This window comes from Pseudoduganella albidiflava (assembly GCF_004322755.1).
Lineage (GTDB): Bacteria > Pseudomonadota > Gammaproteobacteria > Burkholderiales > Burkholderiaceae_D > Rugamonas > Rugamonas albidiflava.
Genome location: NZ_CP036401.1, coordinates 892,504 through 905,770 on the forward strand (window position 1 = coordinate 892,504; position 13,267 = coordinate 905,770).

At 63.2% G+C, this 13,267-nt stretch carries 15 protein-coding genes and 1 other RNA gene; 7 read left to right on the forward strand and 9 right to left on the reverse strand.

What is annotated here, in order from left to right; all coding sequences use genetic code 11:
• Nucleotides 1-34: 34 nt before the first annotated feature.
• Complete coding sequence (gene groES / locus EYF70_RS03740; protein ID WP_130187819.1) at nucleotides 35-325, reverse strand: co-chaperone GroES; 291 nt, start codon at nucleotides 323-325, stop codon at nucleotides 35-37.
• Between the two features lie 363 nt (nucleotides 326-688).
• Between groES and EYF70_RS31815 the strand changes: the two genes are divergently transcribed.
• From EYF70_RS31815 to EYF70_RS03760, 5 genes are all read left to right on the forward strand, one after another.
• Nucleotides 689-823, forward strand: a complete 135-nt coding sequence (locus EYF70_RS31815; protein ID WP_259772414.1) for a hypothetical protein — start codon at nucleotides 689-691, stop codon at nucleotides 821-823.
• Between the two features lie 341 nt (nucleotides 824-1,164).
• Entirely contained in the window at nucleotides 1,165-1,395 is a 231-nt protein-coding gene (locus EYF70_RS03745; protein ID WP_131144199.1) for a hypothetical protein, read from the forward strand.
• Complete coding sequence (locus EYF70_RS03750) at nucleotides 1,392-1,703, forward strand: cell division protein ZapA (RefSeq protein WP_131144200.1); 312 nt, start codon at nucleotides 1,392-1,394, stop codon at nucleotides 1,701-1,703. Before EYF70_RS03745 ends, EYF70_RS03750 begins: the two co-directional genes overlap by 4 nt.
• 46 nt (nucleotides 1,704-1,749) lie before the next feature.
• Nucleotides 1,750-1,930, forward strand: a non-coding RNA gene (ssrS, locus tag EYF70_RS03755) — 6S RNA.
• A gap of 100 nt (nucleotides 1,931-2,030) precedes the next feature.
• Complete coding sequence (locus EYF70_RS03760) at nucleotides 2,031-2,495, forward strand: EVE domain-containing protein (RefSeq protein WP_131144201.1); 465 nt, start codon at nucleotides 2,031-2,033, stop codon at nucleotides 2,493-2,495.
• 60 nt (nucleotides 2,496-2,555) lie between these two features.
• Here the strand turns inward: EYF70_RS03760 and lgt are convergent, their stop codons facing one another.
• Together lgt and EYF70_RS03770 are read right to left on the reverse strand one after the other, a co-directional pair.
• Nucleotides 2,556-3,374: a prolipoprotein diacylglyceryl transferase gene (gene lgt, locus EYF70_RS03765; protein WP_131144202.1), complete on the reverse strand. Its 819-nt coding sequence runs from the start codon at nucleotides 3,372-3,374 to the stop codon at nucleotides 2,556-2,558.
• Nucleotides 3,374-4,270, reverse strand: coding sequence for a LysR family transcriptional regulator (locus EYF70_RS03770; RefSeq protein ID WP_131144203.1), 897 nt, complete (start codon nucleotides 4,268-4,270; stop codon nucleotides 3,374-3,376). Before EYF70_RS03770 ends, lgt begins: the two co-directional genes overlap by 1 nt.
• A gap of 228 nt (nucleotides 4,271-4,498) precedes the next feature.
• On the opposite strand from EYF70_RS03770, the gene ilvD reads away from it, so the two are divergent.
• Nucleotides 4,499-6,361 carry a dihydroxy-acid dehydratase gene (gene ilvD / locus EYF70_RS03775; protein WP_131144204.1) on the forward strand — a complete coding sequence of 621 codons (1,863 nt, stop codon included), beginning with the start codon at nucleotides 4,499-4,501 and terminating at the stop codon, nucleotides 6,359-6,361.
• 203 nt (nucleotides 6,362-6,564) lie between these two features.
• Here the strand turns inward: ilvD and EYF70_RS03780 are convergent, their stop codons facing one another.
• A complete protein-coding gene (locus tag EYF70_RS03780; protein WP_131144205.1) occupies nucleotides 6,565-6,795 on the reverse strand; it encodes a TIGR04438 family Trp-rich protein in 231 nt (76 codons plus the stop codon).
• A 174-nt stretch (nucleotides 6,796-6,969) separates the two neighbouring features.
• Here EYF70_RS03780 and EYF70_RS03785 point away from each other — a divergent pair, with 174 nt between their 5' ends.
• On the forward strand, nucleotides 6,970-7,281 hold the full coding sequence (locus EYF70_RS03785) for a c-type cytochrome (RefSeq protein WP_131144206.1): 312 nt from the start codon (nucleotides 6,970-6,972) through the stop codon (nucleotides 7,279-7,281).
• A 90-nt stretch (nucleotides 7,282-7,371) separates the two neighbouring features.
• Here EYF70_RS03785 and EYF70_RS03790 read toward each other — a convergent pair whose 3' ends face one another.
• The 5 genes from EYF70_RS03790 to EYF70_RS03810 form a co-directional block, all read right to left on the reverse strand.
• Entirely contained in the window at nucleotides 7,372-8,502 is a 1,131-nt protein-coding gene (locus tag EYF70_RS03790) for a branched-chain amino acid ABC transporter substrate-binding protein (protein ID WP_131144207.1), read from the reverse strand.
• Nucleotides 8,503-8,608: 106 nt separating this feature from the next.
• The gene (locus tag EYF70_RS03795; protein WP_131144208.1) at nucleotides 8,609-9,745 is read right to left on the reverse strand and encodes a branched-chain amino acid ABC transporter substrate-binding protein; all 1,137 of its coding nucleotides are present in this window, start codon (nucleotides 9,743-9,745) and stop codon (nucleotides 8,609-8,611) included.
• 173 nt (nucleotides 9,746-9,918) lie between these two features.
• On the reverse strand, nucleotides 9,919-10,449 hold the full coding sequence (locus EYF70_RS03800) for a hypothetical protein (RefSeq protein WP_131144209.1): 531 nt from the start codon (nucleotides 10,447-10,449) through the stop codon (nucleotides 9,919-9,921).
• A 155-nt stretch (nucleotides 10,450-10,604) separates the two neighbouring features.
• Complete coding sequence (locus tag EYF70_RS03805) at nucleotides 10,605-11,048, reverse strand: DNA polymerase III subunit chi (RefSeq protein WP_131144210.1); 444 nt, start codon at nucleotides 11,046-11,048, stop codon at nucleotides 10,605-10,607.
• Between the two features lie 128 nt (nucleotides 11,049-11,176).
• Entirely contained in the window at nucleotides 11,177-13,255 is a 2,079-nt protein-coding gene (locus EYF70_RS03810; RefSeq protein WP_131144211.1) for a M3 family metallopeptidase, read from the reverse strand.
• Nucleotides 13,256-13,267: the final 12 nt, after the last annotated feature.

The following is a 13,267-nucleotide window of genomic DNA, read 5'->3' on the forward strand; positions in this document are numbered from 1 at the left end:
GAAATCTCCAGATTCTATGTAAGGGGTCGGCCGATTACTTGTTGACGATCGCCAGGATGTCTTCTTCGCGCATCACCAGCAGCTCTTCGCCATCGACCTTGACGGCCTGGCCGGAGTATTTGCCGAACAGGACGCGGTCGCCGACTTTCACTTCCAGTGCGCGCAGCGTGCCATTGTCGGCAACCTTGCCGTTGCCCACTGCCAGCACTTCACCCTGATCCGGCTTCTCGGCGGCGGCATCAGGGATGATCAGACCGGATGCGGTCTTGGTTTCCTGGTCCAGGCGTTTGACGATGACGCGATCGTGCAAAGGGCGAAGGTTCATACAAAACTCCTTATGTGTACAGTGAGGTTGATTCGTTGTTAGCACTCTCGACTAACGAGTGCCAACAATTATAGGGATGGTCCTAAGTGATTTCAAGAGAATTCATATTGGGAAAATTTCTATCGGCGGTAGCGCTCGCAGCGGGAGGCCGGAAAGCCCCGTTTGTGTTTTGACAAAGCTTCGCCGGAGGTGCACACTGTCCGTTCGCATTCGGAAGCATTCATCAAACGTGCATTGAGTTGCTGCATCAAGTTGCACAGCATCAGGGTGCACGGCATCAGGTAGTACTTCATAAGCGTTGCACTGTATTAACGTTGCAGGGATTGCAAGCATTAAACGTTGCATTGTCTAGCGGAGGCTGCGATGTTCCAGACGAAATTCCCCAGAGACCTGCATGCGCCGGAATGGGTGCGTGTGGCGATCAACGTGGCCGCCGGCGCGGCGTTGGGCGTGCTGGCTGGCGCCATGCTGTTGCTGGCGCTGGGCACGGTTACCTGACTCGCCCGGCAGTCCTGGCATGCCGCCATCCGGCGGCATGCATGTCGGCTACCTGCGTCCGATACTTGCTTCTGCTACTACTTACTCCGGCTACTACTTACTTTTCTGCTGCTACCTGCTTCTGTTGCTGCATCGGCCATCTCATGGGCCACCTCGTCCGCCATTTCACCGGCTACTTCGTCCGCCATTTCACCGGCTACCTCATCCGCTACCTCATCCGCTACCTCATCCGCTATCCCGCCCGTCTTCCTTGTAGCGGCGTTCTGCCATTAAGATGTAATTAAGTAAAGAACCGTCCCGATTCGGTTGACCACGTTATCGCGCCGCCCTATAGTGGCGGGATGATTGCAGACTTCCAAGAACTTTCCGACAAGATCGAGCAGTTGGCCGAGCTGGCGCTCTCGTTGCGGCGTGAAAACGCCCAGCTGCGCCAGGCCAATGCCGCATTGGTGGCTGAAAACCTGGGATACCAGAAGCGCCTGGCCGAAGCGCATGCGCGCGTGTCGGCACTGCTGGAACATATCCCTCCGCTGGAAACGGCAACCCCCGAGCAAGAGGACCTCCAGTCATGAGCAACGTGGACGTCAATATCCTGGGTTCGTCGTACCGCCTGGTCTGCAAGGACGGCGAGGAACGCGCATTGCGCGAAGCGGCGGCCCTGCTGGACAAGAAAATGACTACCATCCGCGACACGGGCAAGGTGAAGGGCAACGACCGTATCGCCGTGATGGCGGCGCTGTCGATGGCCGCCGAATTCCTGACGGCCAAGGCGCCGGCCGGCCCGCTGTCGGAGATCTCGCTGCTGGAAGTCCAGCACAAGATCGCCGCGATGCACCGGGTGCTCGACGGCGCGCTGACCCCGCAGGAAAATCTCTTCTGACGCACGATAGGACTTTCCCTGACGGCGTTTGAGGAGTAAACTGCGTCCTACCCTGCGGTGTTCGAGAAGTGCCATATATTCCTTGAACCATTAACACGCATAGGTCGCGGAACATTGTTCGGCGGGTGTGAGCGTCGCTAGTCCGATGAACCCGAAGTTGAACTGACTGTGGCCGCCTTGAACCGTTAGGTTCAGGATGCCGGCATGACGGCACAGGCGGGGCCCTATATGAAGTACTGAAAGCGGTTGTTGCACCGGAAGGTGCGCAGCCGCTTTTTTACGTCCCGCTTTTTTACGCCCGCCGTTTTCACGTCAGGAGCAAGGCAGATGCCGAAACAGTACTGGCTGATGAAGTCCGAACCCGACGACGTCAGTTTCGACGACGTGCTCGCATCGAAGAACCAGACCACGTCCTGGTACGGTGTGCGCAATTACCAGGCCCGCAACTTCATCCGCGACGCCATGCGGGTCGGCGACGGCGTGCTGTTCTATCACTCCAGTTGCGCGGTGCCGGGTATCGCGGGCATCGCCGAAATCGCCAGCATGCCGTATCCGGATGCCACGCAGTTCGATCCGGCCAGCCCGTACTACGACGCCAAGGCCACGCAGGAAAACCCGCGCTGGACCGGCATCGACGTCAGGGCCGTGAAGCAGGGGCGGTACGTGGAGCTGAAGGAGTTGCGCAGCCACCCCGAGCTGGAGAACATGCGCCTGCTGGCCAAGGGCAGCAGGCTGTCCGTGATGCCGGTGGAAGCGGACGAGTGGCGCTTCATACTGAAGCTGATCGGCTGAAGCGCCAGCCGGAAGACTGGCGGCGCAGGCGTGCCGCCCTGCGCATGCGGCGACAATGCGCTACGCGTGCGCCGGCGCCGCGCTGTAGGTATTGCGCCGGTACGACCACACCAGCATCGCGATGGCGGCCACGATCATCGGCAGCGACAGCACCTGGCCCGACGTGACCGGCAAACCCAGCACGGTGATTTCCCAGTCCGGCGTGCGGAAGTACTCGGTGAAGAAGCGCGCGCAGCCATACAGCAGCGTATACATGGCGCCCACCGCGAGGCGCGGGCGGGCATGGCGCGCGAACATCCACAGGATGATGAACACGAGGATGCCGTCCACCAGCATCTGGTAGATCGGCGACGGATGGCGCGGCAGCGCATCCACGTTCGGCCAGATCATCGCCCAGGGCAGGTTCGGGTCGAGTACCGGGCGGCCCGGCAGTTCCGCGTTGATGAAATTGCCGAGGCGGCCGGCGGCATACCCGAGCGGCACCATCGGCGCGATGAAGTCGTACACGTCCAGCAGGTTGCGCTTCGCCTTGCGCGCCCAGAACCACATCGCGACCAGCACGCCGATGAAGCCGCCATGGAAGCTCATGCCGCCATGCCAGACCTTGAAGATTTCCAGCGGCGTGGCGAACAGGTGCGGCTGGTAGAAGATCACTTCGCCCAGCCGGCCACCGAGTACCACGCCCAGCATGCCGTAGAACAGCATGTCGTCCAGGTCGTGGTTCTTCCAGCCCAGGGCGGCGATGTGCGGCTGCCGGATGCGCACGCGGCCCAGCGCGATGAACAGCGCGAAGGCCAGCACGTACATCAGGCCGTACCAGTGGATCGCCACCGGGCCGAGCTGCAGGGCGACGGGATCGGGCATCGGGTGAATCAGCATCAGAGTCTCTTTCTCATCAAGTCCAGGAAGCCCTTGAGGACGGGGGAAGTATTGTCGCGGCGCCAGGCCAGGCCCGTTTCGACCAGCGGGGTGGCCTGCGCCAGCGGGCGGTATTCTACTCCCGGCCGGCGCAGGTTGGAGACCGATTGTGGCACAAGGGCGATGCCCATGCCGGCCGACACCAGGCTGACGATGGTCTGCATCTGGATCGCTTCCTGGCCGATGACCGGGGTGATGCCGGCGGCGCGGAATACGGCCAGGATGGCGTCGTACAGGCCCGGCGAAATCGCGCGCGGGAAGATGATCAGCGGCAGTGGCGGCATTGCCGACAGGTCGGCTTCGTGCTTGCCGCGCAATTCGGGCAGGCTGGCCGGCGAGGCCAGGATCAGGGGCTCGTTCAGCACCGGCAGGTAATCCAGTTCCGCTTTCGCCTTGTCCGGCAGCGGCGGGATCAGGAGGCCCGCATCGACACGGCCGTGCAGCAGTTCTTCCAGCTGCAGGTCGGAGGTGGCTTCCTGCAGCGTGATCTGCACCTGCGGAAAGGCGGCACGGTAGGCGCGCAGCGAAGGGGGCAGCACGCTGTAGTCGGCCGAGGACACGAAGGCCAGTACCAGCTTGCCGGTGGCGCCCGATGCCGCGCGCTTGACGAGGCCCGGCAGTTCGCCCGCCTGGGCCAGCAGGCGGCGCGCTTCCGGCAGCAGGGCGTCGCCGGCCGCGGTCAGCGCCACGCCGCGGCGGTTGCGGTCGAACAGGGCGGCGCCCAGCATGTCTTCCAGCGCGAGGATGGTCTGCGACAGGGGCGGCTGCGTCATGTGCAGGCGCTTGGCCGCGCGGCCGAAGTGCAGCTCCTCGGCCACGGTGACGAAATAACGCAGCTGGCGCAATTCGATGTTCATGTTCAGTGATATCTCCAAGCTCTCACAGCGCATTAAATCATATATTTGACAACTGATGCCGGCGGGCGCAAGCTGATGCCCTTTCGCGCCTCTGCGCGCGTATGCGCGTGTGCAGAAGTTGTCAACATTTTTTGTCAACATTTTTTGCCAACATTTTCTTGCCGTCAGTTGCGTCGTCAGTTGCGCCGTCAGTTGCTGCCCTTTATACAAGTCTGAGGAGACATCGTCATGCCAACCTACCGTTCCTATACCACCACCCAGGGCCGCAACATGGCCGGCGCCCGCGCGCTGTGGCGCGCCACCGGCATGAAGGATGGCGATTTCAGCAAGCCGATCATCGCCGTCGTCAACTCGTTCACGCAATTCGTGCCGGGCCACGTGCACCTGAAGGACCTGGGCCAGATGGTGGCGCGCGAGATCGAGGCCGCCGGCGGCGTCGCCAAGGAATTCAACACGATTGCCGTCGACGACGGCATCGCCATGGGCCACGGCGGCATGCTGTACTCGCTGCCGTCGCGCGACCTGATCGCCGATTCGGTCGAGTACATGGTCAACGCGCACTGCGCCGATGCGATGGTGTGCATCTCCAACTGCGACAAGATCACCCCGGGCATGCTGATGGCCGCCATGCGCCTGAACATCCCGACCATCTTCGTCTCCGGCGGGCCGATGGAAGCGGGCAAGGTCGTCAAGGTCGTCAACTCCGACAGGAAGATCATCAAGCTGGACCTGGTGGATGCGATGATCAAGGCCGGCGACGCGACCGTGTCCGACGCCGACGTGGCGGAAATCGAGCGCTCGGCCTGCCCGACGTGCGGTTCCTGCTCCGGCATGTTCACCGCCAATTCGATGAACTGCCTGACCGAGGCGCTGGGCCTGTCGCTGCCGGGTAACGGCACGATCCTGGCAACCCACTCGGACCGCAAGGAGCTGTTCCTGCGCGCCGGCCGGATGATCGTCGAGATCACCAAGCGCCATTACGAGCAGGACGATTACTCGGTCCTGCCGCGCAACATCGCCAGCAAGGCCGCGTGGGAAAACGCCATGGCGCTGGATGTGTCGATGGGCGGTTCCACCAACACCGTTCTGCACCTGCTGGCCGCCGCGCACGAAGCGGAAGTGTCGTTCACGATGGCCGACATCGACCGCATTTCGCGCAACGTGCCATGCCTGTGCAAGGTCGCGCCGATGACGGACAAGTACCACATCGAAGACGTGCACCGCGCCGGCGGCATCATCGCCATCCTGGGCGAGCTGGCGCGTGCCGGCCTGCTCGATACGTCGCTGCCGACCGTGCATTCGAAGACGCTGGGCGAGGCGATCGAGAAATACGACATCAAGCGCAGCGACGATCAGGCTGTACATCAACTGTTCCGTGCCGCGCCGGGCGGCGTGCCCACGCAGACGGCGTTCTCGCAATCGGAACGCTTCGAGGCCAACGACCTGGATCGCACGGCCGGCTGCATCCGCGACCGCGAGCATGCCTACTCGCAGGATGGCGGCCTGGCCGTCCTGTACGGGAACATCGCCGAGAAGGGCTGCATCGTGAAGACGGCCGGCGTGGATGAAAGCATCCTGAAATTCTCCGGCAAGGCGCGCGTGTTCGAAAGCCAGGACGCGGCCGTGGAAGGGATCCTGGGCGATACCGTGCATGCGGGCGACGTCGTCATCATCCGCTACGAAGGGCCGAAGGGTGGTCCGGGCATGCAGGAGATGCTGTACCCCACGTCGTACATCAAGTCGAAGGGCCTCGGCAAGGCTTGCGCACTGTTCACCGACGGCCGCTTCTCCGGCGGCTCCTCGGGCCTGGTGATCGGCCATGCCTCGCCGGAAGCGGCCGAAGGCGGCGCCATCGGCCTGGTGGAAGAGGGCGACATGATCGACATCGACATCCCGAACCGCACGATCAACCTGCGCGTGACGGCCGAGGAACTGGCCCACCGCCGCGGCAGGATGGAAGACAAGGGCGCCGCCGCCTGGCACCCGGTCAACCGTGAACGCGCCGTCTCGCAGGCGCTGCGTGCCTACGCCGCGCTGACCACCTCCGCCGACCGCGGCGCCGTGCGCGACCTGTCGCAGCTGAAGCGGTAAACGACCGGCAATGCTCGAGTTCGTGTCAGCGTGCCTGGAGGGAACGCAGCCTTGCAAGGCTGCGTCGTTCCGCAGGCGCGGAGCAATGCTCCGCGAAGACGCAGCCCGGTATGGCTGCGTCGCTCGTCAGGCGCGGAACGGTGTTCCTCGAAACCCCTGTCTCGCTCCCTGCTTCACCCCCCTGACACGAACTCGACAGTAGTTTATTTCTTCTTCGGCGTACCGAACCGGTCGGCGACGCGGTCCTTGCGCCGCTTCGCATCGATGTCGTGCGCCTTGCGCTTGTCCAGCCCCAGCATCGGTTCGACGAACTCGAACCACACGAACGCGGCCACCATCAGCCCGACGATCCACCACCACGACAGGTCGGCGAAGCGCCAGATTTCAAAGAAGCGCAGCGCGCAAAGTGCAAGGATGGCAAGGATGATCGGCATGACGGGCTCCGGTAAGCAATCCATCCTACTTACAAAATTTACCGAGCGCAACATTTCGCAACATTTGCAGCGTCAACGGAATACCCGACCGCTTCGTTCTGGCAATAGGCGCTATACGTACCCGCTGATGGGAAACGCGTTAGAATCACCGGCAGGTTTAATTTGGAGAAATCGATGAAACGTTTCGTGATGGGTGCATTGGTAGTGGGCTCGGCTTTCGTGTCGCAGGCAGCGATGGCGAACGCGGACCTGGCGAAGGCAAAGAATTGCATGGCTTGCCACGCTGTTGCGAACAAGCTGGTGGGGCCTGCCTACAAGGACGTGGCGGCCAAGTACGCGGGCCAGAAGGATGCCGAAGCCAAGCTGGTCGGCAAGGTGATCAAGGGCGGCGCAGGCGTGTGGGGCGCGATCCCGATGCCCGCCAACCCGCAAGTGAGCGAGGCAGATGCGAAGACGCTCGTCAAATGGATCCTGGCGCAGAAGTAAGCTTTCTGCGCCGTATCGATAAAAAACCGGGCAGCGCCCGGTTTTTTTACGTCGGCCCGATCGTTTTCACCAGGATCAAGGCCGGCGTGGTTACTTCACCACTTCGATCAGTGTCTTTTTTCCGCCACGGAACGTGAACAGCGTCAGCGCGCCATCCTTGATGTCGCCGGCCGGATCGAACGCGATCGTGCCGGTAATGCCCGGATAGCTGACTTTCGACAGGAACGGCAGGTATTGCTTGGGATTGGCCGACTTCGCGTTCGCCATCGCCGTGGCCATCGCCATCACCGCGTCATACGAATACGGCGCATAGATCTGCAATTCCTGGCCATAGCGCTTCTTGTAGCGGCCGGCGAATTCTTCCATCTTCTTTTGCTGCGCCGGCGTCACGCCGCCCGCTTCCGCGCACACGACCGAATCGTCGCCCGCGGTCGGGCCGGCCAGCTTCGGCATCGCCTCGGTACAGATGCCGTCGCCGCCCATCAGCTTGGTCTTGATGCCCAGCGCCTTCATCTGGCGCAGCAGCGGGCCGCCGACCGAATCCATGCCGCCGAAGAAGACCAGGTCCGGGTTCTTCGACTTGATGCTGGTGAGGATGGCATTGAAGTCCGTCGCCTTGTCGTTGGTGAACTGCTTGTCGACGATCTGCGCGCCTTTCGCGGCCTTGACGAACTCGGTCGCCACGCCCATGCCGTAGGCGGTGCGGTCGTCGATCACGGCGATCCGCTTGGCGCCCAGGTTTTGCACGGCATAATTGCCCAGCGTGCCACCCAGCTTCAGGTCGTTGGCAACCACGCGGAACGTGGTGTTGAACTTCTGGCGCGTGTAGACGGGGCTGGTGGCCGATGCCGAAATCTGCGGAATGCCGGCATTGTAGTAAATGCGCGACGCGGGGATCGACGTGCCGGAGGTCTGGTGGCCGATCACGCCGTTCACCTTCTGGTCCGCCAGCTTTTGCGCGGCGGCGGTGGCCTGTTTCGGCTCGGCGGCATCATCCTCGGCCATCAGCACGAACTTGACGGGCTTGCCGTCGATCTTGAAGCCCTTGGCATTCAGGTCTTCGACAGCCAGCCGCGCACCGTTCGACGTATCCGTGCCCAGGTGGGCGGACTGGCCCGACAGCGGGCCCACATAGCCGATCTTGACCACTTCCTGCGCCATCGCGCCGCCAGCGGAAAGCAGGGTGGCGCCGATGGCGAGGGAAATCAGCTTCTGTTGCATATGCGTTTTACTCCAATACTTATGCGGTCACCAAATATGGGCCGCTGAAAAACAAAGGCCGTCCACCAGGGACGGCCGCACGGTTTGTCTCCCGTCGTTATCCTTCTTACTTGACCACTTCCATCCTGGTCTTCTTGCCGCCCGTGTAGGTGAACAGGGTCAGCGCGCCATCGTTGATGTCGCCGAACTGGTCGAACGTGATCAGGCCCGTCACGCCCTGGTACTTCACCTTCTTCAGGAACGGCAGGTACTTCTTCGGATCGGACGATCCGGCATCCTGCATGGCCTGCGCCAGCGTCATCACCGAGTCGTACACGTACGGCGCGTACAGCTGCACTTCCTGGTTGTACGCCTTCTTGTAGCGGGCGCGGAAGTCATCCATGTTCTTTTGCAGTTCCGGCGGCACGCCACCCGCTTCGGCGCACGTCACCACGCCGTCGGCGGCGGCCGTGCCGGCCAGGCGCGGCAGCGCGTCGGTACACACGCCATCGCCACCCATGAACTTCGCCTTGATGCCCAGCGCCTTCATCTGGCGCAGCAGCGGGCCGCCTACCGCGTCCATGCCGCCGAAGAACACCAGGTCGGGATTCTTGGCCTTGATGCTGGTGAGGATCGCGTTGAAGTCCGTTGCCTTGTCGTTGGTGAATTGCTTGTCGACGACCTGCGCGCCCTTGGCACCCTTGATGAACTCGGTCGCCACGCCCATGCCGTACGCGGTGCGGTCGTCGATCACTGCGATCTTCTTGGCGCCCAGCTTGTCGACGGCATATTTGCCCAGCGTGCCGCCCAGCTTGGCGTCATTGGCCACCACGCGGAACGTGGTGTTGAACTTTTGCTTGGTATAGACGGGATTGGTGGAAGCCGGCGACACCTGCGGGATACCGGCATTGTAATAGATGCGCGATGCCGGCACCGTGGTGCCCGAATTCAGGTGGCCGACCACGCCGTTGACCTTAGCATCGACCAGCTTCTGCGCCACGGTGGTGCCCTGTTTCGGGTCCGCGCCGTCGTCTTCCAGCACGAGCACGAATTTCACCGGCTTGCCGCCGATCTTGATGCCCTTCGCGTTCAGGTCGTTGACGGCCATGTTGGCGCCATTCTCGTTATCCTTGCCCAGGTGGGACTGGGGGCCGGAGACCGGGCCCACGTGGCCGATCTTGATGACTTCCTGTGCGCCGGCCGACGTCGCGGCACTGGCCGCGAAAGCGAGGGCGATGGCAACTGCGATGGACTTCGTCTGCATACTCGTCTCTCCAATGAATGTTGGGTGACGCCTCGTGAGCGTCATTCTGGCAGAAGGTACAACAAATTTTTCAAATGGCAAAGGCACAAATGGCGATTGTTGCGGCGCGCACCGGCACAGGGCGGGCATGCACCGGCCAGGACCGCGTTTTCAGCCGCCAGGCAGTGCGTTTTTCACGGTTTTGGTGCCTGCAGCGCCGCAAGTTCCTGCCGCACCGATGCGGCCACCGCCTGCGCGACCGACTCGGCCAGGCCGGCTTGCAACCCGCCGGCCAGTTGTTGCAATACCTGGTCGAAACGCTCCGCCACCAGCGCGTCCACGCGCGGCATCAGTTGCTGCACGATGCGTTCGCTGAGCGCCTGCTCGATGGCGGCGAGGTCCACGGCGCCGGCGCGCTCCACGGATGGGGCTGCTTCTTCCGTTTCCGCTCCGGCTTGCATGTCCACTGTTACGCCGGCGGCTGCTCCGGCTCCGGCTTCGGCTCCCGCTTCGGTACCCGCTTCGATTCCGGCAGCTATGCCGGTCGCTACGCCAGTTTCAACGTCGTTTGCTGGCGGGGCATCGACGGCGGGTTCCATGCCCGCTTCAGCGCCTGCTTCAGTCCCCGCTTCAGTGCCCGTCTCAGTGATCGCCTCAGTGCCCGCCTCAAGGTCTGCTTCCGCCGGCACCACCAGGTCGATGACGGGCGCCGGAGCAGTCGTCACCGAAGCCGCTCCCACGCCTGTGCGCCATACCGCTGGCTTGAAAGCGGCAGCGGGAGGATGCACCGTTGCGGGCTCCCGCGGGGGTACGGGCGGAGCAGGGATTTCCTGCAGCACTTCCGTCAGCACGGGAATGCCGGCATCGAACGGTCCCGCGCTCACGCTTTGCCCACGCTGAGGTGGGCGGGCGTGAAGTCCTGCCGCTTGTAGGCAACGAAGCGGATGCGGCCGGCGGCCGCGTCGTCCTCGTCGGCGGACACCACCTCGATCAGGCGGGGAAAGCTCTCGAACTGCGCGGGTGCGCGGCGCGCCAGGTTCACCAGCAAGTCGGCCTGCGGCAATTCCACGCTGTCGCTGTCGGCCAGCACGATCGGCGTATCCGGCGCCAGCGGGTCATTGACATGCACGTGCGGCAGGAAGTCGACATCGGAAAAGCTCCACAGCGCCGCATCGAGCCGCGCCAGCTGCGCGCTGTCCTCGGTCATGATGACGATGCGGCTTTTCGCGCCGGACGCGCTCGCGGCGTTGCAGGCCTTGCGCACCAGGCGGCACGCATAGGCGATCTTGTCGGGAACGTTGGTGTGGAAATCGATGCGGGTCATGGGCGCTATTGTAGCGCGGCGAGAGTCCACCCCAGAAGCAAAGTCCGGGGTCAGACCCCGGCGGGTCTGACCCCAGCATTTGGCGTCGGCGGAGAACTTTCTACTTCACTGCGCTACCAGAGGTCCCTTCACGCAGCCATGCCGCTGTGTCGGAGCAACGCGTCGATCTGCGGTTCCCGCCCGCGGAACGCGGTGAACGATTCCAGCGCCGGCCGCGAACCGCCGACCGACAGGATCTCGTGCAGGAACTTGCGGCCCGTATCGACCACGCGCTCGTCGGCGCCTTCCAGCTCCGCCGCTTCCTCGAAGGCCGCGTAGGCATCGGCGGACAGCACCTCGGCCCACTTGTAGCTGTAGTAGCCGGCCGCATAGCCGCCGGCGAAGATGTGGCCGAACGAGTTCTGGAAGCGGTTGAACGCCGGCGGGACGATGACCGCGAAGCGCTTGCGCACCTCGTCGATCACGTCCTGCACGGACTTGCCCGACGCCGTTTGATAGTCGTAGTGCAGGTGCATGTCCAGCAGCGAGAATTCCACCTGGCGCAGCGTCTGCAGGCCGGACTGGAAGTTTTTCGCGGCCAGCATCTTGTCGTACAGCGCGCGCGGCAGCGGCTCGCCGGTCTTCACGTGCGCCGTCATGTGCGACAGCACGTTCCACTCCCAGCAGAAGTTTTCCATGAATTGCGACGGCAGTTCCACCGCATCCCACTCCACGCCGGCAATGCCGGACACGCCCAGTTCCTCGACGACGGTCAGCATGTGGTGCAGGCCGTGGCCGAACTCGTGGAACAGCGTGATCACTTCATCGTGCGTGAACAGCGAAGGCTGCACCTTGCCATCGATGACGGCCGGCTCCGTGAAGTTACAGGTGAGGTAGGCGATCGGCGTTTGCAGCTGGCCGGCCTCCAGGCGCCTGCTGCGCGCGTCGTCCATCCACGCGCCGCTGTTCTTGCCGGGGCGCGCGTACAGGTCCAGGTAGAACTGGCCCACCAGTTCGCCGTCGCGCTCGATGCGGAAGAATCGTACGTCCTTGTGCCAGGTGGGGGCCTGGTCCGGCAGGATCTGCACGCCGAACAGGTTCTGCACCAGCTTGAACAGGCCGTCGATCACCTTGTGCTCGGGGAAGTACTGCTTCACTTCCTGCGCCGAGAACGCGTAGCGGTGCTGTTGCAGCTTTTCCGATGCATACGGCAGGTCCCAGGCGTTCAGTTCCGTCAGGCCCAGGTGTTCGGCCGCGAAGGTCTTCAGTTCTTCCAGGTCCTTCTCGGCATACGGACGGGCGCGTTGCGCCAGGTCTTCCAGGAAGCCGATCACCTGTTCGGGGCTCTGTGCCATCTTCGGCACCAGCGACACCTCGGCGAAGTTCTTGTAACCCAGCAGCTGTGCCTCTTCCGCGCGCAGCTGCAGCAGCTTCACGATATTGGCGCTGTTGTCCCACTTCTCGCGCTCGCTGAACACGTCGCCCAGTTCGGAGGCCTTGGTGGCGTTCGCGCGGTACACCTTCTCGCGCAGCGCGCGGTTGTCGGCGAATTGCAGGATCGGATAATACGAAGGGAAGTGCAGCGTGAACTGCCAGCCCTGCTTGCCGTCTTTTTCGGCCAGGGTCTTCGCGGCGTGCTTCACGTCGTCCGGCAGTCCGGCCAGATCGGCTTCGTCCTCGACCAGCAGCTTCCAGTCGTTGGTGGCGTCCAGCACGTTCTCGGAAAAGCGCGTCGACGTGGCGGCATGCTCTTCCTGGATTTCCGCGAAGCGTTCCTTCTGATCCGGCGGCAGTTCGGCGCCACCCATGCGGAAATCGCGGATCGCGTTTTCAATGATGCGCTTGCGGGCCGGCGCCAGCGTGGCGAATTCCGGCGACGCCTGCAGCGCCTTGTACTTGGCGAACAGCGCCTCGTTCTGCGCCAGCTCGGTCCAGAATTCCGTCACCTTCGGCAGGTTCTCGTTGTACACGGCGCGCAGCTCGGGCGTGTCGGCCACGTTGTTCAGGTGACTGACGATGCCCCATGCACGGCCCAGCAGTTCGGTGGCGTTTTCCAGCGGCGTCACGAAGTTCTGCCACGTCACCGGTTCCACGGGCGCTTCCAGCTGCGTCACCACTTCCCGGTTCTTCGCCAGCAGCTCGTCGATGGCCGGCGTCACGTGTTCCGGCTTGATCGCGTCGAAACGCGGCAGGCCGCCAAAGTCCAGCAGGGGGTTGTCAGTCGTCATGTTCTTCCTAGT